General features: G+C 50.6%; 20 protein-coding genes and 1 pseudogene. 10 read left to right on the top strand and 11 right to left on the bottom strand.

Annotated features, from left to right (window positions below; all coding sequences use genetic code 11):
- Window positions 1-190 precede the first annotated feature (190 nt).
- The 4 genes from yebS (at window position 191) to BJJ97_RS14770 (ending at window position 6,030) form a co-directional block, all read left to right on the top strand.
- A complete protein-coding gene (gene yebS, locus BJJ97_RS14785; protein WP_095994423.1) occupies window positions 191-1,471 on the top strand; it encodes a membrane integrity lipid transport subunit YebS in 1,281 nt (426 codons plus the stop codon).
- Window positions 1,472-1,473: 2 nt separating this feature from the next.
- Window positions 1,474-4,113 (top strand): PqiB family protein, encoded by a 2,640-nt coding sequence (locus tag BJJ97_RS14780; RefSeq protein WP_095994422.1) that lies wholly within the window; start codon window positions 1,474-1,476, stop codon window positions 4,111-4,113.
- A 145-nt stretch (window positions 4,114-4,258) separates the two neighbouring features.
- Window positions 4,259-5,713 (top strand): 16S rRNA (cytosine(1407)-C(5))-methyltransferase RsmF, encoded by a 1,455-nt coding sequence (rsmF, locus tag BJJ97_RS14775; protein WP_095994421.1) that lies wholly within the window; start codon window positions 4,259-4,261, stop codon window positions 5,711-5,713.
- A gap of 125 nt (window positions 5,714-5,838) precedes the next feature.
- Window positions 5,839-6,030 (top strand): YdfD/YebW family protein, encoded by a 192-nt coding sequence (locus tag BJJ97_RS14770; RefSeq protein ID WP_010302631.1) that lies wholly within the window; start codon window positions 5,839-5,841, stop codon window positions 6,028-6,030.
- Between the two features lie 19 nt (window positions 6,031-6,049).
- Here BJJ97_RS14770 and BJJ97_RS14765 read toward each other — a convergent pair whose 3' ends face one another.
- Together BJJ97_RS14765 and BJJ97_RS14760 are read right to left on the bottom strand one after the other, a co-directional pair.
- Window positions 6,050-6,745, bottom strand: a complete 696-nt coding sequence (locus BJJ97_RS14765; protein ID WP_095994420.1) for an extensin-like domain-containing protein — start codon at window positions 6,743-6,745, stop codon at window positions 6,050-6,052.
- Between the two features lie 39 nt (window positions 6,746-6,784).
- Complete coding sequence (locus tag BJJ97_RS14760; RefSeq protein ID WP_095994419.1) at window positions 6,785-7,852, bottom strand: malate/lactate/ureidoglycolate dehydrogenase; 1,068 nt, start codon at window positions 7,850-7,852, stop codon at window positions 6,785-6,787.
- Between the two features lie 235 nt (window positions 7,853-8,087).
- Between BJJ97_RS14760 and BJJ97_RS14755 the strand changes: the two genes are divergently transcribed.
- Entirely contained in the window at window positions 8,088-8,570 is a 483-nt protein-coding gene (locus tag BJJ97_RS14755) for a cupin domain-containing protein (protein WP_095994418.1), read from the top strand.
- A gap of 42 nt (window positions 8,571-8,612) precedes the next feature.
- Here the strand turns inward: BJJ97_RS14755 and BJJ97_RS22150 are convergent, their stop codons facing one another.
- On the bottom strand, window positions 8,613-8,759 hold the full coding sequence (locus BJJ97_RS22150) for a hypothetical protein (RefSeq protein WP_167385200.1): 147 nt from the start codon (window positions 8,757-8,759) through the stop codon (window positions 8,613-8,615).
- A gap of 237 nt (window positions 8,760-8,996) precedes the next feature.
- Here BJJ97_RS22150 and BJJ97_RS14750 point away from each other — a divergent pair, with 237 nt between their 5' ends.
- Complete coding sequence (locus BJJ97_RS14750; RefSeq protein WP_095994417.1) at window positions 8,997-9,299, top strand: excalibur calcium-binding domain-containing protein; 303 nt, start codon at window positions 8,997-8,999, stop codon at window positions 9,297-9,299.
- A gap of 217 nt (window positions 9,300-9,516) precedes the next feature.
- On the opposite strand, the gene cspE is transcribed toward BJJ97_RS14750, so the two are convergent.
- The 3 genes from cspE to ftnA all read right to left on the bottom strand — a co-directional run bounded on the left by cspE (window position 9,517) and on the right by ftnA (window position 11,526).
- Window positions 9,517-9,729, bottom strand: coding sequence for a transcription antiterminator/RNA stability regulator CspE (cspE, locus tag BJJ97_RS14745; RefSeq protein WP_005967874.1), 213 nt, complete (start codon window positions 9,727-9,729; stop codon window positions 9,517-9,519).
- A 649-nt stretch (window positions 9,730-10,378) separates the two neighbouring features.
- Window positions 10,379-10,735 (bottom strand): YebY family protein, encoded by a 357-nt coding sequence (locus BJJ97_RS14740; RefSeq protein WP_095994416.1) that lies wholly within the window; start codon window positions 10,733-10,735, stop codon window positions 10,379-10,381.
- A 284-nt stretch (window positions 10,736-11,019) separates the two neighbouring features.
- Window positions 11,020-11,526: a non-heme ferritin gene (ftnA, locus tag BJJ97_RS14735; protein ID WP_039480733.1), complete on the bottom strand. Its 507-nt coding sequence runs from the start codon at window positions 11,524-11,526 to the stop codon at window positions 11,020-11,022.
- Window positions 11,527-11,898: 372 nt separating this feature from the next.
- Between ftnA and BJJ97_RS14730 the strand changes: the two genes are divergently transcribed.
- A complete protein-coding gene (locus BJJ97_RS14730) occupies window positions 11,899-12,129 on the top strand; it encodes a DNA polymerase III subunit theta (RefSeq protein ID WP_039480736.1) in 231 nt (76 codons plus the stop codon).
- 345 nt (window positions 12,130-12,474) lie between these two features.
- Here the strand turns inward: BJJ97_RS14730 and BJJ97_RS14725 are convergent, their stop codons facing one another.
- Window positions 12,475-14,526, bottom strand: coding sequence for a S9 family peptidase (locus tag BJJ97_RS14725; protein WP_095994415.1), 2,052 nt, complete (start codon window positions 14,524-14,526; stop codon window positions 12,475-12,477).
- 199 nt (window positions 14,527-14,725) lie between these two features.
- On the opposite strand from BJJ97_RS14725, the gene purT reads away from it, so the two are divergent.
- Window positions 14,726-15,904, top strand: coding sequence for a formate-dependent phosphoribosylglycinamide formyltransferase (purT, locus tag BJJ97_RS14720; protein ID WP_095994414.1), 1,179 nt, complete (start codon window positions 14,726-14,728; stop codon window positions 15,902-15,904).
- Window positions 15,905-15,999: 95 nt separating this feature from the next.
- Here purT and BJJ97_RS14715 read toward each other — a convergent pair whose 3' ends face one another.
- Entirely contained in the window at window positions 16,000-16,641 is a 642-nt protein-coding gene (locus BJJ97_RS14715; protein WP_039480467.1) for a bifunctional 4-hydroxy-2-oxoglutarate aldolase/2-dehydro-3-deoxy-phosphogluconate aldolase, read from the bottom strand.
- A 172-nt stretch (window positions 16,642-16,813) separates the two neighbouring features.
- Window positions 16,814-18,289 carry a glucose-6-phosphate dehydrogenase gene (gene zwf, locus BJJ97_RS14710; RefSeq protein WP_039480464.1) on the bottom strand — a complete coding sequence of 492 codons (1,476 nt, stop codon included), beginning with the start codon at window positions 18,287-18,289 and terminating at the stop codon, window positions 16,814-16,816.
- A gap of 383 nt (window positions 18,290-18,672) precedes the next feature.
- On the opposite strand from zwf, the gene BJJ97_RS14705 reads away from it, so the two are divergent.
- Both BJJ97_RS14705 and pyk read left to right on the top strand, forming a co-directional pair.
- Window positions 18,673-19,542: a MurR/RpiR family transcriptional regulator gene (locus BJJ97_RS14705; RefSeq protein WP_010275858.1), complete on the top strand. Its 870-nt coding sequence runs from the start codon at window positions 18,673-18,675 to the stop codon at window positions 19,540-19,542.
- A 383-nt stretch (window positions 19,543-19,925) separates the two neighbouring features.
- Window positions 19,926-21,368: a pyruvate kinase gene (gene pyk, locus BJJ97_RS14695; protein WP_011094029.1), complete on the top strand. Its 1,443-nt coding sequence runs from the start codon at window positions 19,926-19,928 to the stop codon at window positions 21,366-21,368.
- A gap of 151 nt (window positions 21,369-21,519) precedes the next feature.
- On the opposite strand, the pseudogene lpxM reads toward pyk, so the two are convergent.
- Together lpxM and mepM are read right to left on the bottom strand one after the other, a co-directional pair.
- Window positions 21,520-22,490: pseudogene (lpxM, locus tag BJJ97_RS14690) on the bottom strand (lauroyl-Kdo(2)-lipid IV(A) myristoyltransferase).
- 187 nt (window positions 22,491-22,677) lie between these two features.
- Window positions 22,678-24,000, bottom strand: a complete 1,323-nt coding sequence (gene mepM / locus BJJ97_RS14685) for a murein DD-endopeptidase MepM (protein ID WP_095994412.1) — start codon at window positions 23,998-24,000, stop codon at window positions 22,678-22,680.
- Between the last annotated feature and the right edge of the window lie 2 nt (window positions 24,001-24,002).

Genomic DNA, 24,002 nt, shown 5'->3' with positions numbered 1-24,002 from the left:
GCGCGAAGAATCATCCGCTTTACTGTATCGCTGTCGTGCATATCATGCTATTTCCACCTGTAAAATAATATCGGGCAGAGATCAGAGCCTTATTATGAATTTATCATTCAGTGAGCCTTCAGTTACACTGAATAGCTGTGAATACGTTATCCATCGTGGACTTAACACCTTTTACCGGATCGCAGGAAAGATGAAAATACATAATATAGTCAGTCCTGCACCGTTTTCCTCCCCCCGACCACCGTTAACGGGTGGTGCGAAAAACACCGCGTCTACCATAGATCGCTATCATCGCTGCCCAGAGTGCGATGCCTTTTTTGCGCTTCCGCAGTTGAAGCGAACCCAGACAGCCAACTGCCCACGTTGTGATGCCAAAGTCAGTTCAGGCAGAGACTGGACTATTTCTCGACTGGCGGCGATGGCGGTTGCCATGTTGGTCCTGATGCCGTTTGCCTTCACCGAGCCGTTGATCAGTATTCGCCTGCTGGGGGTTACCATCAATGCCAGCCTGTTCGAAGGCATTTGGCAAATCACCCGGCAGGGGCATCCGCTCACGGCAAGCATGGTTGCTTTCTGTACGGTTGGTGCCCCACTCACGCTGGTTTTTTCTCTGTTATACCTGTTCTTTGCTCCCCGAATCGGGATGAATCTGCGGCCCATCCTCCTCATGTTGCAACGGCTAAAAGAGTGGATGATGCTGGATATCTATCTGGTCGGAATGGCCGTTGCCGCAATCAAAGTCCGTGAATTCGCGGATGTTCAGGCGGGAATCGGGCTCGTCGCCTTTCTGGCACTGATGATCTTAAGCCTGTTGACGCTGATTCACTTAAATACCGACCAGCTTTGGCAGCGGTTTTATCCGCGCATGAGGCCGTTGATTTCGCCGGATCGCTATCGAATCTGCCTTTCCTGCCATTTCACCAGTTCTCCCGACAACCGAGGTCGTTGCCCCCGTTGCCATATTCCGCTTCGCTTGCGCCAGCGGCAAAGCCTGCAAAAATCCTGGGCAGCGCTCATTGCTTCTATAATTTTACTGTTCCCCGCCAACCTGTTGCCCATATCGATTATTTATGTCAACGGTGCACGTACGGAGGACACGATTTTTTCCGGTATTCTTTCGCTTGCGTCAGGCAATGTTCCGATCGCGCTGGTGGTCTTTATCGCCAGTATTCTAGTGCCGTTTACTAAGGTTATTGTGCTGTTCGGGCTGCTGGTGAGTATCCATCTCCGATCAGAAGGCAACATAATGATGCGCATGAAGATGCTGCGCGTGATCCGTTGGATCGGTCGCTGGTCCATGCTCGATTTATTTGTGATTGCGCTGACGATGTCACTCGTCAACCGCGATCAATTACTCGCTTTCACCATGGGGCCTGCTGCCTTTTACTTTGGCGCAGCGGTGATTCTCACTATCCTTGCCGTTGAATGGCTGGATAGTCGACTGATGTGGGATAACACTGATGTGGAATAACAATGCAAGATAATACGCCTGGGACACCAACTGAAGCTACCGTGAAGAACAAGCGTCGCCTGTCGCCGTTTTGGCTGCTGCCGCTGATTGCGTTGATGATTGCCGGCTGGCTGATTTACACCAATCAGCAAGAACGTGGCACAACGGTCACTATCGATTTCGTCTCCGCTGACGGTATTGTCGCCGGACGTACGCCCGTGCGCTACCAAGGGGTGGAAGTCGGCACCGTGCAAAATATCAAGCTGAGTGAAGACCTGCGTACCATTCAGGTCGAAGCCAGTATCAAAAGCGACATGAAGGAAGCGTTGCGCAGCGGCACGCAGTTCTGGCTGGTTACCCCGAAAGCGTCTCTCGCTGGGGTGTCAGGGCTGGATGCGCTGGTGGGCGGTAACTACATCGGCATGATGCCCGGTTCCGGCGAGCCACAAGAGCGCTTTTCAGCGCTGGATACGCAGCCCAAATACCGCGTGAATACCGGGGAACTGCTGATTCATCTCCATGCAGACGATCTCGGTTCACTGAATACCGGTTCGCTGGTTTACTACCGTAAAATCCCGGTGGGAAAAGTCTACGATTACACCGTTTCCCAAGATAGCCACGGTGTGATGATTGACGTGCTGGTTGAACGTCGCTTTACCCATCTGGTGAAGAAAAATAGCCGCTTCTGGAACGTGTCTGGCTTTAATGCGGACATTAGCGTCAGCGGCGCAAAAATTGAAATGGAGAATCTGGCAGCATTGGTTAACGGTGCGATCGCGTTCGATTCACCGGAAGAGAGCGAGAATGCGGGTGCCGAACAATCCTACCGCCTCTATCCCGATCTGGCGCAAAGCCAGCGCGGTGTGAAAATCACGCTAGATTTACCTTCCGGCGACAGCCTATCTGAAGGCCGCACCCCGCTGATGTATCAGGGGCTAGAAGTCGGCACGCTGAATAAAATCACGTTGAACCCAGATGACGGCAAGGTCAGTGGAGAACTCATCATCGATCCTGCCGTGGTTTCGCTGATGCGTGAAGGCACACGAATCGAACTCAGCAAGCCCCAGCTTTCGCTCAGTGACCTGAATGTTTCACGTCTGCTGAGCGGCCCAACGCTGACGCTCATCCCCGGCGAAGGCGAACCGCGCCAACATTTTGACGTGCTGGATAGCGGGCAGCAGCAGCTCACCCAGCCCGGCGCGCTTTCTATTCAGCTCACGGCAGCACAAAGCTATGGGATTGATAGCGGTCAACCTGTGCTGCTGCATGGTGTCCAAGTTGGACAGGTCGTGAAACGCACGCTGGACGAACAGGGTGTCAGCTTCCTTTTGGTGATCGAGCCGCGATATCGCCAGTTATTACACCGCGACAGCAAATTCATCGTGAACAGCCGTGTGAATGTGAAGATGGGGCTGGATGGGATTCAAGTGTTGGGTGCCAGCGCGCAAGAATGGGTCAGCGGCGGTATTCAGGTTTTACCGGGCAGCAAAGGTGACGTTCAGACACGTTACCCGCTGTTCAGCGATCTCGAAAAAGCCGAGGAAGGCATTCGCGGTGCCACGCCTTCCCCGACGCTCACCTTAGTGACCGACAGCCTGCCGGATATTCAGGACGGCTCCATCGTGCTGTACCGTAAGTTCCAGGTGGGCGAAATAATGCGGGTGCGGCCGAAGGCGGATACCTTTGAGGTTGACGTTTATATTCGTCCCGAACACCGCAAGCTGCTGACGGAAAACAGCGTGTTCTGGGCAGAAGGTGGAGCCCGTGTGCAGTTGAATACGTCGGGCCTGACCGTGCAGGCCTCCCCGCTGAACCGAGCGCTTAAAGGGGCAATCAGTTTTGATAATCTGGAAGGTGCTCCAGAAATTAAAGGCGGGAAACGCGTCCTGTATAACAACGAAACGGCGGCGCGCGCCGTGGGGAGTCGCATCATTCTGCGCACCTACGATGCCAGTAAACTCGCGCCGGGCATGCCGATCCGCTATCTAGGAATCGATATCGGTCAGTTGGATTCGCTGAAACTGTCCGAGCAGCGTAATGAAGTGCTGGTGCAGGCCGTCCTCTACCCTGAATACGTGCGTAACTTCGCCCGTTCCGGGACGCGTTTTTCCGTCGTCACACCAGAAATTTCCGCCGCCGGCGTGAATCATCTGGAGACGCTATTCCAGCCTTATATCAACGTCGAACCGGGTAATGGCAGCGTAACGCGGAGTTTTGAGCTGCAACAAGCCACCATCTCCGACTCTCGCTATCAGGACGGCTTGAATATCAGCGTTGATGCGCCGGAAGCGGGCGCGTTGCAGGTTGGTACGCCAGTGCTGTTCCGCGGCATTGAAGTCGGTACGGTAACCGGGCTGTCGCTGGGCACGCTCTCCGATCGTATCGCCGTGTCGCTACGCATCAGCAAACGCTATCAACATCTGGTGCGCGATAATTCCGTCTTCTGGCAGGCTTCAGGTTACAACCTGGAATTCGGATTGGTTGGCGGCGTCATCAAGAGCGGAACCTTCCAGCAGTTCATTCGCGGCGGTATCGCGTTTGCCACGCCCCCCAGCACGCCTCTCGCCCCCAAAGCACAGGAAGGAAAGCATTTCCTGCTGAGGAACGAAGAGCCCAAAGAGTGGCGGCAATGGGGTACAGCGATTCCGACACCGAATAATTAACACTGATCACCTGACGGGGCGGCGATGGTCGCCCTGTCGTTTTCACGCGCCGTCTCGTCGTTTTCACATGATGTATGAAGGATCCGTGCTACACTTCGCCGCTTCTTCCCCTCGTTTTACAGAATAACCTGTACGGAACCTCGCCGTGGCAAAATTTACCCCAGCCAACCTGCCTGCTGAATTTCTCGACACTATGCGGGACATCATGCCTTCATCCCTCTCGATGGAGGATTTTATTGCCGCCTGCCAGCGTCCGCTGCGCCGGAGCATCCGCGTGAATACGTTAAAAATCAGCGTCGATGCCTTTCTTCAGCTTGTGCAGCCTTATGGCTGGCAGCTTGAGCCGATTCCCTGGTGTCAGGAAGGTTTCTGGCTGCTGAATGCGGAAGAAGAAAACACGCGGTTAGGTAATACGCTGGAGCACCTGAGCGGGCTGTTTTATATTCAGGAAGCCAGCTCCATGCTGCCCGTCAGCGCCCTGTTCCACCGTAATGATGCGTTGGAAACAGTTTTGGACGTTGCGGCCGCACCGGGATCCAAAACGACGCAAATCGCAGCACGACTGAATAATGAAGGGGCTATCGTCGCCAATGAATATTCAGCCAGCCGGGTAAAAGTGTTGCACGCCAACATCAGCCGCTGCGGCGTCAGCAATACGGCGATTACACACTTTGACGGGCGGGTTTTCGGTGCAGCGCTGCCGGAATATTTTGATGCGATTCTGCTGGATGCGCCGTGCTCGGGTGAAGGCGTGGTGCGTAAGGATCCCGCGGCGATGAACCACTGGTCGCAAGAGAGCATTACCGATATTGCTGCCACACAGCGCGACCTGATTCTGAGCGCGTTCCATGCCCTGAAGCCCGGCGGCGTGATGATTTACTCCACCTGTACGCTGAATAGACAGGAAAACCAGCAGGTCTGCCGTTGGTTGCAGGCACAGTTTCCTGATGCGTGCGAATTTGAATCGTTACACGATCTCTTCGCCGACGCCGAACGCGCCATAACCGAAGAAGGCTTCCTGCACGTCTTCCCACAGATTTATGACAGCGAAGGCTTCTTTGTTGCCCGTTTGCGGAAAACCGCCAGCGTGCCACCTCTGCCGCGTCCAGGTTATAAAGTCGGTAAATTCCCGTTCTCCCCGATCCCGCCCAAAGACAGTGCGTTACTCACACAGGCAGCAGGCAAACAGGGCATTCACTGGGATGAGACGTTACTTCAACTGTGGCAGCGTGATAGCGAGATCTGGCTCTTCCCTGCGGCGCTGACCTCCGCTTTTGGCAATATCAGATTCTCACGTATTGGCCTTAAGCTCGCTGAGCGCTTCCCCAAAGGTTTCCGCTGGCAGCATGAAGCCATTGTCGCGCTGGCCGATCCGAACGCGAAGAATGCCTACGCGCTAACCGATCGCATCGCCTGCGAGTGGTTCCAGGGTAAAGACAGCTATCCAGAACCGCTGCCTGCTGCGGATGAGCTGATTTTAACCTACCAGAACACGCCTGTCGGTCTGGCAAAACGCATCAGCAGCCGGATAAAAAACAGCCTGCCACGCGATTTAGTGCGAGATGGCGCATCCCCTGCCCAGCCTCTTTCTAAAGAATAAATGCGGTTTCTGCATCAGGTGGCGATAAAACCACCTGATGAACCGCCCGTTCTCCCTTTCCTCACTGATTTTCATCTACAATTATCCTGACAGATAGAGAAAATCGGTAATGTCTGGAGAACGACATGTTTGCGTTAGTGATATTTGTTTGTTATCTCGGGCATGGCTGCGACGATTTGGTCGTCGGTGCCTACAACACCGAAGCACAGTGCCTGCAAGCGATGGATGAGCAGCGCCTGCGCCGCGCCGGCTGCTTCCCCATCGAAGAGTATATTGACGGCTTCTGGATCCCTGCTCAGGAGTACGCTGACTTTTAGTTTTCCCGCCTGAGTATCTTCATCGACACACGCCAAAACCGCGCATGCCAAAGTGAAAGTGATTAGCATGTGCGGCGTTATATTCCGGCCCCAGCGAGTTACCGAAAAAACGACAGCTTTCCCTGAACGTGGTACGCAAATAGCTGCCGCGATCGTCCGTTGTCGACCACTGATTCAGGACGCTCACTTGCCGACCATCAGAGAGACGAAAAGCGGCAATATCCCACGCGTCTGCCGTCGCATGCTCGCTCAATCGCCCTTCCGGTCGATGGTAGATATTCCGACAGGCGTAGCTACCCATATGGTCGATACGCGTTAGAGTCGTGCCAAGAAATTGCGCCTGCGGCACTGCGACCTGTGCCACAAACATGGTGCTACTCAGCGCTAGTGGGCAACTGGCAAGAAAACTGGAACTGAGCGTGACCGAGCCAAAGCCTTGTACCCGAACGGGCGATGCTACCGGACATTGCCCACTGATATCATTGGCCTCGGAGAATCGCAGTCGCCCGTTTTCCTGCGCCTGCTTTAATATTGCCAGACAGGCCTCAGGATCGTTAGCGACAGACTTCATTTTCAGCCGAGTAATAAACGTGGGTGGATCGTCAACGGACAGTGGAGAGAAAGGATCGTAACCAGGCGGGAGTTGACGCTGGATCCAGGGTGCCAGAGCCACTAAGGCTCCTAATATCGCCACAACTATTACCCATCCCCGCATCCGTTTAGTCTCCCGATTATTGTCTTCTCCTGAATAATATTATGCTATTAACGCGAACTCGGCCGGATTCATCCCCAAAGAAACTCCCGCCTCCACGATTTTCTGCCACTCCTGATCGGACAAATAAATACCGTCTGCGCTACGTTGCGCCTGCGAAATACGTTCTGGTTCACCAGCGATTAAAATAGGCTGTGTCGGATCGGGAGCCGTTGACGTGCGGACGTAATCCAGCATCGCATCATATTCTTTCTGCAACCACACCATAGAAACCATACTGGCGGGATCGATAACAATCGTCGTCATGTTATTCACTATTGCTCCCTGACGTGCGTTCTCCGGTTGAATCGTTCCGCCGCCCGACAACAACCCCGCCAGCATTTCAGCCGCTAAAATCAACCCACCACCTTTATGTTTCGCAATGGGTTTCAAGGCACCGTGTTTTTCACCTTCCCACATGACTTTCGGATCGTTAGTGGAAACACCGTGGCAATCTAACATGACCTCTTCATCAAACGTTTTGCCCGCCAGATACGCGACGCGGGTTTTCCCCAGCGCAACCACGCTGGTGGCGAAATCCAGCACAAAGGCTGCGTTATGCTCCGTTGGCGGGAACGCAATGCAGATAGGGTTCGTTCCGAAACGGGCTTCACTGCCACACCAAGGAGCCACAATAGGGTCGAGATCGTTAACGTTGACGAAGTGTATCGATACGAGCCCGGCGTCCGCCGCCATTTCTCCATAGGTGCCGATGCGTCCCAAATGGCAGGTAGACGACAACGTCATTAAACACACACCCGTCGTTTTCACTCGATCAATAGCCGCCTGCATTGCTTCTTTGCCCGTACGCTGACCAAAACCGCGATCGCCAGTAAATTGCAGCACAGCTCCGCTGTCACGCACTAAACGCGCGGGTGTATTCGGATGCATAATACCTTTCCCGATGAACGCCACATAGTGTGGCAACATCCCCACACCGTGGCTGTCATGCCCTTTCAGGTTTGCATCCACAAGGTGTTCGGCGACAATTCGAGCTTCGTTTTCTTCACATCCTGCCTTTTGCAATACGATTTGTATCATCGCCATCAGACGACTGGCTGAAATCTGCATCTATCTTCCCTTCATCTACTGATTTACGCTTCACCTATTTCATCCTACTGCGGAACTGGAGCGAATAAAATATAAACAAATCAAGCGAGATACCAATCAGTGCGATTGCTTTAACCATCTGGTGAAGGATCTCCCCCAGCAGTACCATCCCCGACGTTGTAAGACGTACACAGAGACGGCTGACATATATAGGGTTGCCTGCTTATCGGGCATAGATAATATGGATTTTATTTAAATGAAAAAGACATCGCGTTTTCTTCTGGCGCTTGCCGGATTATGGTTTTCCGTTACGGCTTATTCCGCAACGTCCTCTTCGACGCAGACAGAGGAAACCCGGATACCGGCTATCAAACTCATCAATACACAAGATAATCACTCAGCCTTCGTCACAGGCAGCGTGCCTACACTGGAAAAAATCACTGCACAAAAATTTTGGCTCAGTAATTCCACGGAAGCGTGGGAGATGAACGTTCACCCGGCACCGCGCAAACAATATGTCATCACGCTGAAAGGCACGTTGAAATTTCGGGTTAGCGATGGTTCCACTTTTCTGCTTTCTCCTGGAACCGTCTTGATTGCCGCCGATACACAGGGAGAAGGACATAGCTGGGAGATGGTTGAAGGGACTGAATGGGTCAGGATTTATATTCCAATTGTGGATGATAGCGATTATTTCACCCCCGATGCATCGGTTACCGTCGCGCCTAAAGCGCACTAACTTTTCGCTACATATTGGCGACAGAAACCTGTCGCCAACCTATTAATCCTTATTCGCATCAAACGGATCATCGACATCATCCTTGCTGTCATCACGTTTGCGCGGAATCTCCCCCTGATCTTTAGGTGCACCTTTTGCTGGATGGTCATTTTCATCCTTGTGTTTAGTACCCGTATTTTTCTCAGTCATCGTTTCCTCCCATTACGTCGTATTCTATCAATTTAGTCGATAATTTTTAGAACGAGAGACAACTTTGGAAAGAAACACAGCTCGCGAAAGCGCTTTTTCACAGAAAAAGATTACTTTTTAAACAGCACCAATGAGGTTTTCATCACAACCTTTACGTTGATAATGAAGAATTATTAATCTTTATGCTCCAGTAAGGATGATAGGCTTACTTTATACAATTCTTTCATGGATATTTCGATGAAACGGAAACTCTTCGTTATTCTACTATCTACAGCATTCTTTTTTACTATTCAGCCAGCATCGTCCTATCCTTATGATCATGATAGTCAGAGAACGGAAAAAACAAAGACAGAAGATCGAAAACAAGAAAAAAATCGATTTGTTTGTGACGGCAGGCAGTATTGTAGCCAGATGGACTCTAGAGATGAGGCCTATTTTTTCATTCAAAACTGTCCTGATACCAAAATGGATGGCGACCGTGATGGGATTCCTTGCGAAAACGACTCACGCTTTCCTCCAATTAAAGCAAAGCGATTTTAGCTATCTCATAAGAACATGCGCGATTAAGATAGATAGTCCGGCTATTCTGGCCAAGTTGGAAGATAAAAGCCGCTGTAATTTTCTATGATTGATAGATAAACAAAAACCCCCAGCTTTACGCTAGGGGTTCTGAGTGCTTTTCTTGACCGCTCCGGATTAAACCATCATCGCTATCGCAAGAGAAACATTAATTCATTTGGCTATTATGGCGCGGCTATTACAGCGCGACAACGTTGCCAGCTGATGGGCCTTTCTGGCCATTTTCAATAGTGAACTCAACCTTTTGGCCTTCGTCCAGAGTTTTGAAATCGTTGCTCTGAATAGCAGAGAAATGTACGAATACATCTTTGCTGCCGTTGTCAGGAGTAATGAAACCAAAACCTTTACCAGCGTCAAACCATTTTACTAAACCAGTCATTTTATTAGACATAGAAATTACCTTAATTTGTATAGCGCCTTCCGGCAAATAGGGCCTGTGCACAGAATTTAATTAGCAACGATAAGGAGGCTCAAAAGAAGGGATATCTATGGATAACACTTTGAAATGAGAACTGCTTTACTAAACTGCTTTTTACGTCTGCGAATCAAACCGACGAGTCATTAACTCATGTATCAATATCTTTAGCAAGCATTTATTTTAAAAAACCCTTAAAAGGCCCACAGAGACGAAATTCGTCTCATCTCAACACCTTAATTGGCAAGAACCACCAACCGGTACACCAGAAAAACAGCGGTCATATGAGATTCCACCTGTACTATTTTATGAGCACATACAAAGTGCAGAGTAAGCCAAAGACATGGAAGGCTGGATACATTATTTTTCGTATTGATTTTTTGAAGCAAAAAAAAGACTGAACACGATTCCTGTATTCAGTCTAGGGAAATGGCTCTTGGGAGAGCCGTGCGCTAAAAGTTGGCATTTATACAAGCTGTACTAGCCCTGTAGACTTAAGCTTAGCCAACTCCCTCGCGTTTTCCAGCCTTAACCTATTCGCAATCATCACAAATGGAACAGATTTCACACTTTATCTTAACCATAAAGAAGTAATTATTTAACATTAATAAGTAAATCAATCACTTCATGGTTTAGCATCTGGCTGACACAACTGCTCTGCACGTTCGATAAATGGCTGAAGGCTTTTTTTCTGTCCGGGATGCTTAGGGTCATCCAACCAGATCGCGTCTATCGGCTGCGCACTCACCTGCCCAGATTTCATTTGCGCAATCGCAACATCATTTAGCGGATATTGCATCAGCGTCCCGGTATGTAAGGCATATAGCGCATTACCAGGGCGGCAAATCAGTTGAACTTCTTCACGCGTGAAAGCCCAGCGATCGCCGTATTCAAACCGGCTGACATTTGCCAGTTTAGCGGCAGCAAAAGCATTCACAGAAAGTGAGGCAAGCACGATAGATAGCAAAAATTTCTTCATCATGATATTCCCGACATCGTGTATTCAGACAAGGATGTGTGTGAGTTTTGCGGTCTTATCCGAATCAGAGAAAGACAGCCTCAAACCTTATAAAACAGAATGTTGTATATCGCTACTGAGACGATCATAGCGACAGAGTGAGGTGAAGTCGAGTGCGGAATTCAGGAATAACATCGCTAGCTTGGGTCAGGCAGAAGGGTCGTTCAGCGGGGAAAAATGGCGGGATAAGGAGAATATTATCCCGCGTCATTCAAATCATCATTGGCCGACAGAAGTGTCGCTTGTCGTTAGGCTGACGGTGCCGCCATAGACATTTTTTTCAGATCCTGATCGATGAAGAACAGGCCGCCTTCGCTGGCTTTGACTAACGCCAGTTTGTCCAGAATAGAACGGAACAGCTTCTCTTCTTCGTGCTGCTCAGCAACATACCATTGCAGGAAGTTAAATGTGGAGTAATCCTGTAGCGCCATCGCCTCATGCGCCAGCTCATTAATTTTTGCAGTGATCAGTTGTTCGTGTTCATAGGTCAGCTTGAAAACATCAGCCAGAGAATCAAAATCAATCGGCGGTGCAGCAATCGCGCCTAATACAGGCAGGCTTCCGGTGTCGTCCAAATAGTCAAACAGACGCTGCATGTGCTGCATTTCTTCCTGAGAATGTGTCTTCAGGAAACTGGATGCGCCTTCAAAACCTTTGTCACCGCACCATGCGCTCATTTGCAGATACAAATTCGCGGAATAAAACTCCAGATTAAGTTGCTCATTCAGCTTCTGAATCATTTCTTTTTTTAACATGCTAACTCCCTATTTTCCCGGCAGGTGAAATTATTCAGGGCATTATGCCTGAAAAAACAAAATAAAAAACACTTTATTAACATTGATGGGAGATCAAAATAAAAAACATAATAATCAATAAATTAAATATAAATTGATTGATATTTATTATCATTTAACTCTTAGTTTAAATATATTATTGCGAATCGTTTTTATTATCAAAAATAACAACCTCGAGCGATATCATTTATGGCACACCTGTATTAAAAATGATTCCCATTTCATAATGAGAATAATAAACATCCACATGCTCAGGTGAACACTTGCCATTTTCCTGTCGCTACTTTACCGTGGCACACATCAATTTGTGGTCAGTAGGCAGGAGAAAACGGTATGGGATACAATCTGGCAGAATTGTCCAAAGAAGAGATGGATAAAGTTAACGTAGATTTGGCGGCCTCAGGCGTTGCCTTCAAAGAACGTTACAATATGCCGGTCATTCCAGAGGTCGTTGAGAGAGAGCAACCTGAGCACTTGCGTAACTACTTTCGCGAACGCGTGATGTTTTACCGCCAGCGTTCACTGCAATTCTCTCGTTTACCCTACGAACCCAAGTCTAAATAGCGATTCCCCTCTAAGGCTACCTTACCGTGGAAAACATCCCTTTCCACGGGTTACATTCTTACACAGCAAAAACGATTTTCTGCTTGCATATCGGTCCGCACAAGAGGTTAATGGAGTGGCAACCTACCCTTTTATCACGCGAGGCAAGATATGAGTAAAGGTCTGGATAGCAAAAAGAACAGTAAGAAGAAGCCCCTGAAAACGGCCGCCGAAAAACGGGCTGATAAAAGGGCAAAGAAACCGCAGGCAGATATTACCTGAGTTGTGATGTGATCTAAGTAATGAGCCATGCCGATCGGGTAAACCCAAAAATGGGTTTACCCTCATAACCGCAGTTGTTAGCTCTTATTCATGTGTTTCCTCAACCATTTCAAGCACCATCAACAAAAAAGCATATTCCAACGCAATATCATCATAGCGTTTAAAACGACCGGATTTTCCACCGTGCCCCGCATCCATATCGGTGTATAGCAGCACCAGACGATCGTCCGTTTTAACTTCCCGTAATTTCGCCACCCACTTCGCAGGTTCCCAATACTGAACCTGAGAGTCGTGTAACCCAGTCGTCACCAGCAAATGCGGATAGCGTTGCGCGGTAATACCGTCATAGGGACTATATTGCTTGATGTAGTCATAATAGATTTGTTCATTCGGATCGCCCCACTCGTCATATTCTCCGGTCGTCAACGGGATAGATTCATCCAGCATTGTCGTCAGTACATCAACGAAGGGAACCTGAGCAACAACGCCCTTAAATAGATCGGGAGCCATGTTCACTACCGCGCCCATCAATAGTCCGCCCGCACTGCCTCCCATCGCGAACATGTTATCCCTGTCGCCATAGCCTTTTTCTATCAATGCCTGAGACACATCGATGAAATCAGTGAAGGAATGCATTTTATTGAGCAGGCGACCATCGTCATACCACTGTTGACCTAGCTCACCGCCACCGCGAATGTGCGTTAAGGCAAAAACGAACCCTCTGTCCAGTAAGCTCAGACGGCTAACGCTAAAATCGGGATCCATACTATGGCTATAAGCGCCATAGCCGTAGACCAGTATCGGGTTCTTACCAGGGCTGAAATGATCGCGATGATAAACGAGGGAGACGGGCACATCGACGCCATCCCGAACCGTGATCCACAAGCGTTCGCTCCGGTAATTGTCCGGGGAGAAATCCTTCACTTCGGCTTGTTTAAGTAACTGCTGTTCACCCGTATCCAGATTCAATTCATACAGCGTGCTGGGCGTTGTCATTGATGAATAGCCATACCGCATCAATGCCGTTTCTGGCGTAGGGTTGTACGACAGCCACGTCACATAGCTCGCATCATTAAAGGTGATCGCTTTTTCTTCCTGCGTATGCCAGTGAATCTGGCGTAAGCTGGTCAAACCGCGTTCCCTTTCTTCAACCACCAGCCAATCACGGAAAAGCTCAAAGCTCTCCAGCACACGGTTTTCACATGGTGCAATCAGCGTTTCCAGCGTTTGCTCATCGGGCTTAGCTGAACGGTAGAGGCCAAAATTTTTACCCTCTCGATTGGAACGCAGATAAAACGAGTCCTGATAGTGATCGATACCATATTCATGATCTTTTCGACGTGGAATGCATACCTGCGGCACCGCATCCGGGCGCGTCGCGTCGAGTAATAACACCTCGCTCGTCGTGGTACTACTGAGATAAATGGTGATGTAGTGCTCTGATGTTGTCTTACTCAGGCTAACGTAATAGGTATCGTCTTTCTCTTCATAAACCAGCTCATCCTGTGCCGGATCGCTACCCAAGCGATGTCTGTAGACCTGATACGGCAACAGCGTTTTCTCATGTTTGCGCACGTAATACAGAACCGTCGAATCCGCCGACCATTCCGCCCCTGCGGTCACATTTTCGATCACATCCGGTAGCCACTCACCGCTGTTCAGATCGCGAAAACGAAGCGTGTACTGCCGACGGGATAAAAAATCCTCCGAGAGCGCCAGCAGTGTGTTGTCAGGGCTAACCTCAAGCGTGCCGAGACTGTAAAACTCATGCCCCTCAGCACGTTGATTCCCATCCAGCAGCGTTTCCCACGCGTCTGTTGCCTGCTCAGGCTGACGCAGATAAATGGCGTACTCTTTACCCTGCTCATAGCGACTTTGGTAGCGATAGCCTTTTCTGACATACGGCACAGACATATCCGTCGATGGAATACGTTTGACCATTTCGTCATACAGTGACCGTTTGCGTGCGTCATGAGGTGCCATGACGGCTTCGCTATAGGCGTTTTCCTGCTTAAGATAGTCCAACACCTGCGGATCGGTACGCTGGTCATCACGCAGCCAGTAATAATTGTCAATACGCGTATCGCCATGCGTACTTAGTGCGTGGGGTCTTTTTTCAGCTTGCGGTGTCTTCATGGCGTCGGATCTCGTTGTCTTGACATAAAATTTTCGCTTTCAAGAAGAGTGGCACGATTGCCCAGCAATGCCAAGCCACGTCCTTGTCTCTTGGTGCGCTTTTGCGCACCGCATTCCACTGCACGCCCTCTTTAATGCGCACGCAAACGTTTTCGTTTATACTACGGCCATTTTTCACAACCCGATCAGGTATAAGGTTATGTTAACAATTGGAACCGCCCTGCGTGCGGATGCCACACGAGTGATGCTGCTTGGCTCCGGTGAATTAGGCAAAGAAGTGGCGATTGAATGTCAGCGCCTGGGAATCGAAGTGATTGCGGTCGATCGCTATGCCGACGCCCCCGCCATGCAGGTTGCGCATCGCAGCTACGTCATCAATATGTTGGATGGCGACGCATTAAAAGCGTTGGTTGAAGCCGAACGCCCTGATTACATCGTGCCGGAAATTGAAGCTATCGCAACTGACATGTTGGTGACGCTGGAAAAACAGGGTCATCATGTTGTTCCTTGTGCTGAAGCAACACGCCTGACGATGAACCGTGAAGGTATCCGTCGTCTGGCTGCCGAAACACTCGGCGTTCCCACTTCCACCTACCGTTTTGCCGACAGTGAAGAGAGTTTTCGTCAGGCGGTAGATGCGATTGGCTATCCTTGTATTGTTAAACCGGTCATGAGTTCTTCTGGCAAAGGGCAAAGCCTGATTCGCTCTGCTGAGCAATTAGATCAGGCGTGGCACTATGCCCAGCAGGGTGGACGAGCAGGCGGTGGCCGCGTCATCGTGGAAGGACTGGTTAATTTTGATTTTGAGATCACTCTGCTAACCATCCATGCGGTTGACGGCATTCATTTCTGTGCGCCAATCGGTCACCGACAGGAAGACGGCGACTATCGTGAATCCTGGCAGCCACAGCAGATGAGTGCGCTGGCACAGGAACGCGCACAGAAGATGGCTAGCGACGTCGTGAAAGCGCTCGGCGGCTATGGCCTGTTCGGCGTTGAGCTGTTCGTCTGCGGCGATGAGGTTATTTTCAGTGAAGTATCCCCTCGCCCGCACGATACCGGCATGGTGACGATGATTTCTCAGGATCTGTCCGAGTTTGCTCTGCACGTTCGTGCTTTCCTGGGGCTGCCAATTGGCGCGGTTCGTCAGTATGGCGCATCGGCTTCCGCCGTGATTTTACCGGAACTGGATAGCAACAATGTGCGTTATCAGGGGCTGGAAAGCGCACTGCTCCCTCATACGCAAATTCGCCTGTTTGGTAAACCGGATATCAGCGGTAAGCGCCGTATGGGCGTGGCGTTAGCCAGTGCGGAAACGACAGATGATGCGGTGGCCATCGCTAAGCGCGTTGCAGCGGGCGTAAAAGTCAGCGGCTGATACCGTTCTATTGCTGGTGGGGTGAAGTAAGACGTCACTGCCATAAAAAAGGCCACTCGCAGTGAGTGGCCTTCGTCATTCAGTCACGAGCAAACTTATGCTTTTGCACCGGCAACGGCTTCACGTGCCAGTTCCGTAATACGTGCGTAATCACCGCTTTCCAGCGCGTCGTTCGGCACCAGCCAAGAACCACCCACGCACAGCACGCTTTTCAGCGCCAGATAGTCGCGGTAGTTATTCGGCGTAATACCACCGGTTGGGCAGAAACGGATCTGAGCAAACGGACCGCCGATCGCCTGAAGCGCTTTCACGCCGCCGTTCGCTTCCGCTGGGAAGAATTTGAACTCACGCAGGCCGTAATCCATACCCAGCATCAGTTCAGATACGGTGCTGATACCCGGGATCAACGGGATGTTGCCTTCCGTCGCCGCTTTCAGCAGCGGCTCGGTCAGGCCAGGGCTGATGGCAAACTGCGCACCCGCCTCAACTACCGCAGCCAGTTGCTCAGGATTTGTTACCGTACCTGCGCCTACGATGGCTTCCGGTACTTCTTTCGCAATCGCGCGAATCGCTTCGATGGCACAGTCGGTACGCAATGTCAGTTCCAGAACGCGAACGCCGCCCGCGACTAACGCTTTTGCCATCGGCACTGCGTGTTCCAGTTTGTTGACCACAATCACAGGAACAACGGGACCCGTTGTCAAAATCTGTTCCGCGCTCGTTTTCCAGTTTTTCATCAAAAGTTATCTCCAGTCATGCCCGAAGGCACCATTAATTATATAGCGCGCCCCTGCCACAGGGATCTGCGTCACCGCAGATGTCCGACCGCACCGTGAGCCATACATTAAAAACTGTGGGAGGCTGACCGTCCTCGATCAGCCTCCCCATTACTGACGTATTATCAAAAAATTACTCAAACTCATTCCAGGAACGGCCATCGCGGGTAATCATCGCCACGGATGCCACTGGCCCCCAGCTTCCGGCCTGATACGGCTTCGGTGCATCGTTGTCCATCGCCCACGCATCCATGATGGAATCCACCCACTTCCAGGCTTCTTCAACTTCATCACGGCGGACGAACAGCGCCTGAATCCCACGCATGGTTTCCAGCAGCAGACGCTCATAAGCATCCGCTAAATGCTGCTGATTAAAGGTTTCCGAGAAGCTCAGATCCAGTTTTACTGTTTGCAGGCGGTGTTTGTGCTCTAGCCCCGGAATTTTGTTCAGAATCTGGATTTCTACACCTTCATCTGGCTGCAAGCGAATGATCAGCTTGTTCTGCGGCAGCTGTTGGTAAGAATCATGGAACAGGTTCAGCGCCGGGTTTTTAAAGTACACGACGACTTCTGAACATTTGGTCGGCAGACGTTTACCGGTACGCAGGTAGAACGGCACACCAGACCAGCGCCAGTCGTCAATATCAACGCGAATCGAGACGAAGGTTTCCGTGCTGCTGCTTTTGTTCGCGCCCTCTTCTTCAAGATAGCCCGGCACTTTATGTCCCTGAACAAAACCAGCCGTGTATTGGCCACGAACGGTCGTTTCATGCACGTTGGAGCGATCGATACGACGCAGTGAACGCAGCACTTTCACTTTTTCATCACGGATGCGGTCGGTCGTCAAATCAGACGGCGGCGACATCGCAATCATCGTCAGAATCTGTAACAGGTGGTTCTGGATCATATCGCGCATCTGGCCGGCTTTATCAAAATAGCCCCAGCGCCCTTCAATCCCAACTTCCTCGGCTACCGTGATCTGCACATGGTCGATCGTCCGGTTGTCCCAGTTTGAGGAGAACAGCGAGTTGGCAAAACGCAGCGCCAGCAGGTTTAGAACGGTTTCTTTACCCAGATAGTGGTCGATGCGGTAAACCTGACACTCGTTAAAGAATTCCGCGACCTGATCGTTAATGACGCGAGAAGACGCCAAATCGGTACCTAGCGGTTTTTCCATGACCACGCGCGCCGGCTCTTTATTCAGCCCTGCGGTTCCCAACCCTTTGCAGATCGCACCGAATGTACTCGGCGGCATGGCAAAATAGTTGATGGTGGTACGATTTTTCTGGTCAAGCATCTTGCCCAGTTTGTTGAAGGCTTTCGTGTCTTCCACATCAAGATTGCAGAAATCCAGCCGACTGCTTAACGTTTCCCACAACTTATCGTCGATGGCTTCTTTCATAAAGGTGTCAAGCGCTTCGCGCACGACGCGGGTATACTCCGCTTTATCCCAATCCGCACGACCCACCCCGATAATTCTGGTGTCCGCATGGATGTGACCTGCTTTTTCCAGTTGATAAAGGGAAGGCAGCAATTTACGGCGTGCCAGATCGCCCTTAGCACCGAAAATAACCAGATCGCACGCTTGGGCTGTTGAAGTTACCGCCATTTTCATCTCCTCGTTGCAGGATGCTGTAATTTTATTACAGCGATAATGTACTCTTTTTGACTACAGCCAGTAAACCCATCATAAAAATGCCAAATAATGGTCGGTATTGACTGAAAACCATGCATAAATCGGTCTGTACAGTGGCTGAAGTCACTTATGCATTCGCCCTAAAACGAAATTTTTCGTCGTTTCTGACAGCCGATTACTTTTCTGAAAGTTAGACACATGTCATGTTCTGGCAAAAAAAGGACCCAACTTAGCATGTTGCCCTCTGCCAACCACTACAGGGTCGTAGTATATTTTCACGACGTGTATTTTTTCACGTAATGCATGCCAGTGTACCTTTAGTTGAAATTGGAAAAAACTTACATGGCCTTTGTCGTATGAATATGCTGGAAAAAATCCAGAGTCACCTGGAGCTCTTGAGCAAATCAGAAAGAAAAGTTGCTGAAGTGATCCTGAGCACGCCACAGACAGCCATTCACTCCAGCATCGCGACCTTAGCCAAAATGGCCGATGTCAGCGAGCCAACGGTTAATCGTTTCTGTCGCCGCCTTGAAACTAAAGGTTTTCCCGATTTTAAACTACATCTGGCGCAAAGTCTGGCAAACGGTACACCGTATGTGAACCGTAACGTTGAAGAAGATGACAGCGTTGACGCCTATACCAGTAAAATTTTTGAATCCGCCATGGCTGGTCTGGAGCAGGTGAAATCCAGTCTGGATGTCACCGCCGTCAACCGCGCCGTGGATTTGCTGACGCAGGCGAAGAAAATCTCGTTCTTTGGCCTGGGCGCTTCCGCCGCTGTCGCACATGATGCGATGAACAAATTTTTCCGCTTCAATATCCCCGTCGTTTATTTCGACGATATCGTCATGCAGCGCATGAGTTGCATGAATTCCAGCGACGGCGACGTCGTGGTATTGATCTCCCACACAGGCAGAACCAAAAGTCTGGTCGAAATGGCGCAGTTGGCACGCGAGAACGACGCGACCGTCATCGCCATCACCTCGGATGGCACGCCGCTGGCGCGTGAGGCATCGCTGGCCTTGCGGCTTGATGTGCCTGAAGATACCGATGTCTACATGCCGATGGTGTCCCGTATTGCTCAGTTGACGTTGATCGACGTTCTGGCAACAGGGTTCACGCTGCGCCGCGGGGAAAAATTTCGTGATAACCTGAAACGGGTCAAAGAAGCCCTGCGTGAATCACGCTTTGATAAAGACGAGCGGCTGATTAACCCCTTCAGGTGATAGATAAGTTTTACATTGTGCTTTGTTTTTTAGTTATATTTTATACCCTAAATAATTCGAGTTTCAGGAAGGCGGCAAGCGAGGGAGTCCCGATGAGCTTACTCAAGTAAGTGATTCGGGTGAGTAAGCGCAGCCAACACACATGCAACTTGAAGTATGACGGGTAATGAAAATGAGCGGTATCATCAACCTGCTTCATCTTGATATGGTCACAAACTACGGGCATGGAAAGATGGCGGGGATTACCTGTACAGTATGATAATCAGACTCAACACGATGTTCGGATAACGCAGGTGAAATAGTTTTGTTGTAAAGTGACATTTTGCACCGTTATTCGACGCTTAATCGCAACACTACAGCTTCACAAGTGAACGGAGTTATACATGTCCAGACGGCTCAGAAGAACCAAAATTGTCACCACCCTGGGGCCCGCTACCGACCGCGATAATAATCTTGAAAAGATTATCAATGCGGGCGCTAACGTAGTACGCATGAATTTTTCTCACGGCACAGCAGAAGATCATCAATTACGTGCCAACAAAGTTCGTGAAATTGCGGCTAAATTAGGCCGCCACGTTGCCATTCTTGGCGATCTACAGGGTCCAAAGATTCGTGTTTCTACCTTCAAAGAAGGTAAAATTTTCCTGAATATCGGCGACAAATTTTTGCTGGATGCCAATTTAGCGAAAGGCGAAGGCGATAAAGAAAAAGTCGGGATCGATTACAAAGGCTTGCCAAGCGATGTGGTGCCTGGCGACATCCTGTTACTGGATGACGGCCGCGTACAGCTGAAAGTCCTTCAGGTTGAAGGCCTGAAGGTTTACACCGAAGTCACCGTTGGTGGACCACTGTCTAACAACAAAGGCATCAACAAACTCGGTGGTGGCCTGTCTGCCGAAGCCCTGACGGAAAAAGATAAAGCCGACATTATTACTGCCGCAAAAATTGGCGTCGACTATCTGGCCGTCTCTTTCCCACGTACCGGTGAAGACCTCAACTACGCACGCCGCCTCGCACGCGATGCAGGCTGTAACGCCAAGATCGTATCAAAAGTTGAACGTGCCGAAGCCGTCTGCTCAGATGCCGCCATGGATGACATTATTCTGGCTTCCGACGTGGTGATGGTAGCAAGGGGTGATCTGGGCGTTGAAATCGGCGACCCAGAGCTGGTAGGGATTCAGAAGAAGTTGATCCGTCGTGCTCGTCAGTTGAACCGTGCGGTCATTACCGCCACGCAAATGATGGAATCGATGATCACCAACCCGATGCCAACGCGTGCAGAGGTGATGGACGTCGCCAACGCCGTGCTGGATGGCACCGATGCCGTGATGCTGTCAGCAGAAACCGCTGCGGGCCAATATCCGGCTGAAACCGTCGCGGCCATGGCGAAAGTGTGTTTAGGTGCGGAGAAAATCCCAAGCATCAACGTCTCCAAACACCGTCTTGACGTACAGTTTGATAACACGGAAGAATCCATCGCGATGTCTTCCATGTACGCCGCCAACCACCTGAAAGGAGTTACGGCGCTGATCGCCATGACGGAATCTGGTCGTACCGCCCTGATGATGTCCCGTATCAGCTCCGGTCTGCCAATTTTCGCAATGTCTCGTCATGAGCACACGCTGAATCTGACCGCGCTGTATCGTGGCGTCACCCCCGTACATTTCGACAGCTACACGGATGGCGTTGCTGCCGCCAATGATGCGGTGATCCTGCTGCGTGACAAAGGGTTCCTGATGTCTGGGGATCTGGTCATCGTCACACAGGGTGACATCATGGGTACCGTGGGCACCACTAACACAATCCGCATCCTGCGCGTGGAATAAGCATTGTCATCACCGTCCGTGATTGAGTTAGCGGACGGTGGTGATAACGAGATGTGTGAGAGTAAAAGTGTCATAGCAAAAAGCCGGACGATTTCTCGTTCGGCTTTTTTATCTATGCGGCTTATCAGCCCACAATTAGCTACGGTATAAGCTAGTCGCGGTATAGATCATCCCGACAGTACGGTTCAATCTCACCCGGTTTGCGGGTTTTCAGCAGCTTTAGAATCCAGGTGTACTGCTCAGGGTTCGGTTTGACCAGAATTTCCACTTCTTCATTCATGCGCCGCGCAATGTATGCATCATCCGCATCCGCCAAATCGTCCATCGGCGGGCGAATATACACATCCAGACAACCGTCTTTAGCGTTATAGACTGGGAACAACGGCACAATGTCAGCGCGACACACTTTCATCAGACGTCCGACGGCAGGCAGCGTCGCCTTATAGGTTCCAAAGAAATCAACGAATTCGCTATGTTCAGCGCCGTGATCCTGGTCGGGAAGATAATAGCCCCAGCACCCGGAGCGCACAGAGCTGATAAACGGCTTAATACCGTCGTTGCGAGCATGGATACGGCCACCGAAGCGGCGACGTAACCGATTCCACCAGTAATCCACCAGCGCATTCTTCTGGTTGTGGAACATGGCCGCCATACGCTGGCCGCGTGAGGTCAGCAGCATCGCGGGGATATCAACCCCCAACCGTGCGGAACCAGAAAAATCACGTTCTTCTCTTGTTCCTTAATGCGATCCAGAATGTCTTCGCCATGCCAGCGAACGTATTTCTCGATTTTCTTCGGGTTACGAATTCCCACTTCCACCATCATGATCATCGACTGAGGAGCCGTCGCAAACATGTCATCGATGATAGCTTCGCGCTGTGCTTCCGTTAATTCCGGCATGCAATACAGCAGATTAATGCGGGCACGGCGGCGTGCGCCTTTTGATATTTTCCCGACAAAACGCCCTAACCCACCCAGAACCGGATTTCTTAATCGCGCGGGAACATAGGCAGCGAGCGCCATCACACCAACGCCTAACCAAACGCCCCAATAGCGCGGATGAAAAAAGGCGCGTTGAAACTGGGGAACAAATTCAGCGTTCGATTTTTTTTCTTTTTCCATGCCTAAACTCTTCAGATCAATCAATAAACATAATCATAATTGCCGCTCGGCGTTTAGCAAAACCGACGACAGTTACGCAAAAACACGCCTGCTCGATAATAAAGAATCAGGAACCCGTGTTCTATCAAATGTTCTATAAATGAAAATGCCGGCAGCAAGCCACCGGCATAACATGCAGTCAGTAGAATTAATCAAACTTAAGCTGCGGTACGACTTCCTTCACCTGTGCCAGATAATCACGACGCTCTTTACCCGCCAGCCCTTCAGAACGCGGCAGTTTAGCCGTTAACGGGTTTACCGCCTGCTGGTTGATCCAGAATTCGTAGTGCAGATGCGGGCCAGTAGAACGACCAGTGTTACCGGACAACCCGATGCGATCGCCACGTTTCACTTTCTGTCCCGGTTTAACCAGGATGCGATGCATATGCATGTAACGCGTGGTGTACTGACGACCATGACGGATGGCAACATAGTTTCCTGCTGCTCCACTGCGTTTCGCAATCACGACTTCCCCATCCCCGACGGCCAGAACCGGCGAACCGACCGGCATGGCAAAATCGACACCTTTATGCGGTGCGACGCGCCCTGTTACCGGGTTCAGACGACGTGGATTAAAGTTGGAGGAAATACGGAATTGTTTCATGGTTGGGAAACGCATAAAACCACGCGTCAAACCGGAACCTTCACGATCGTAGAATTTACCGTCTTCTGCACGAATCGCGTAATAGTCTTTGCCACCGGTATTCAAACGGACGCCGACCAGTTCGCTCTGCTCACTTTTACCATCGAGTATTTCGCGGGACATCAAGACAGAGAAGGTGTCGTCTTTGCGTAATTTACGGAAATCCAACTGCCATTGCAGTGCTTTGATCACGTCCCGCACTTCTGTGCTGGTCAAACCGGCGTTTTTTGCACTGCTAACGAAGCTACCACTGACTCGGCCATTCAGGACGCTATTGCGCCACTCGCCTTTCAGCGTCTCAATGCGCTCTTTAAAATCGTTACCCACGCGCTCATAAATGCGTGTTTCACGGCGGGACATCTGCCAGGTCAAACTTTGCAGGTCGCCGTTCTCTGCCAGAGCCCATGAAATTTGCTGACCGATCTTCAGGTTCCGCAAATCTTTATTCTGCTCGGCGAGCTGGGTGACATCCGCAATATCAATACCGTACTGCGTCAAAATGCTGCTTAAGGTATCGCCCGTAGAGACCACATACTCGTGTACGCCGCCTTCATCAGCAACCTTATCATCCAGCTCATCTTGTGGAATGTCGTCATCCGGCGAGGGTTGGTCTATCGGTTCACTGGCCTCAGGTGTTAGCGTACGCAGCTGGCTGGTTTCCAGATCGATATCTTTCACGATGACGGGGGCATCATCGACGTGGGGATAAACAAAAGGCCGCCAAACGGCAACGGCCAATGTCACAACGGTAAGCGACCCCAGCATGACGCGATGGGGCCGAGGTAAGCTGTTATACGCCAGAGCGATAGTTCGGACTATCTGCTGCACTT

The organism is Pectobacterium polaris (genome assembly GCF_002307355.1).
Classification (GTDB): Bacteria; Pseudomonadota; Gammaproteobacteria; order Enterobacterales; family Enterobacteriaceae; genus Pectobacterium; species Pectobacterium polare.
Note: the sequence above shows the minus strand (reverse complement) of the source record. Positions and strands in the feature narration are given on the sequence as shown.

Bases quoted from the DNA above. Each gene is read 5' to 3' on its own strand.
- BJJ97_RS14725 (WP_095994415.1), bottom strand. From the start codon at position 14,526: ATGAAGACACCGCAAGCTGAAAAAAGACCCCACGCACTAAGTACGCAT.
- BJJ97_RS14770 (WP_010302631.1), top strand. From the start codon at position 5,839: ATGTTTGCGTTAGTGATATTTGTTTGTTATCTCGGGCATGGCTGCGAC.
- purT (WP_095994414.1), top strand. From the start codon at position 14,726: ATGTTAACAATTGGAACCGCCCTGCGTGCGGATGCCACACGAGTGATG.
- zwf (WP_039480464.1), bottom strand. From the start codon at position 18,289: ATGGCGGTAACTTCAACAGCCCAAGCGTGCGATCTGGTTATTTTCGGT.
- BJJ97_RS14705 (WP_010275858.1), top strand. From the start codon at position 18,673: ATGAATATGCTGGAAAAAATCCAGAGTCACCTGGAGCTCTTGAGCAAA.
- BJJ97_RS14755 (WP_095994418.1), top strand. From the start codon at position 8,088: ATGAAAAAGACATCGCGTTTTCTTCTGGCGCTTGCCGGATTATGGTTT.
- BJJ97_RS14780 (WP_095994422.1), top strand. From the start codon at position 1,474: ATGCAAGATAATACGCCTGGGACACCAACTGAAGCTACCGTGAAGAAC.
- BJJ97_RS14760 (WP_095994419.1), bottom strand. From the start codon at position 7,852: ATGCAGATTTCAGCCAGTCGTCTGATGGCGATGATACAAATCGTATTG.
- cspE (WP_005967874.1), bottom strand. From the start codon at position 9,729: ATGTCTAATAAAATGACTGGTTTAGTAAAATGGTTTGACGCTGGTAAA.
- yebS (WP_095994423.1), top strand. From the start codon at position 191: ATGAAAATACATAATATAGTCAGTCCTGCACCGTTTTCCTCCCCCCGA.
- BJJ97_RS14715 (WP_039480467.1), bottom strand. From the start codon at position 16,641: ATGAAAAACTGGAAAACGAGCGCGGAACAGATTTTGACAACGGGTCCC.
- BJJ97_RS14765 (WP_095994420.1), bottom strand. From the start codon at position 6,745: ATGCGGGGATGGGTAATAGTTGTGGCGATATTAGGAGCCTTAGTGGCT.
- BJJ97_RS14730 (WP_039480736.1), top strand. From the start codon at position 11,899: ATGGGATACAATCTGGCAGAATTGTCCAAAGAAGAGATGGATAAAGTT.
- BJJ97_RS14750 (WP_095994417.1), top strand. From the start codon at position 8,997: ATGAAACGGAAACTCTTCGTTATTCTACTATCTACAGCATTCTTTTTT.
- pyk (WP_011094029.1), top strand. From the start codon at position 19,926: ATGTCCAGACGGCTCAGAAGAACCAAAATTGTCACCACCCTGGGGCCC.
- BJJ97_RS22150 (WP_167385200.1), bottom strand. From the start codon at position 8,759: ATGACTGAGAAAAATACGGGTACTAAACACAAGGATGAAAATGACCAT.
- BJJ97_RS14740 (WP_095994416.1), bottom strand. From the start codon at position 10,735: ATGATGAAGAAATTTTTGCTATCTATCGTGCTTGCCTCACTTTCTGTG.
- ftnA (WP_039480733.1), bottom strand. From the start codon at position 11,526: ATGTTAAAAAAAGAAATGATTCAGAAGCTGAATGAGCAACTTAATCTG.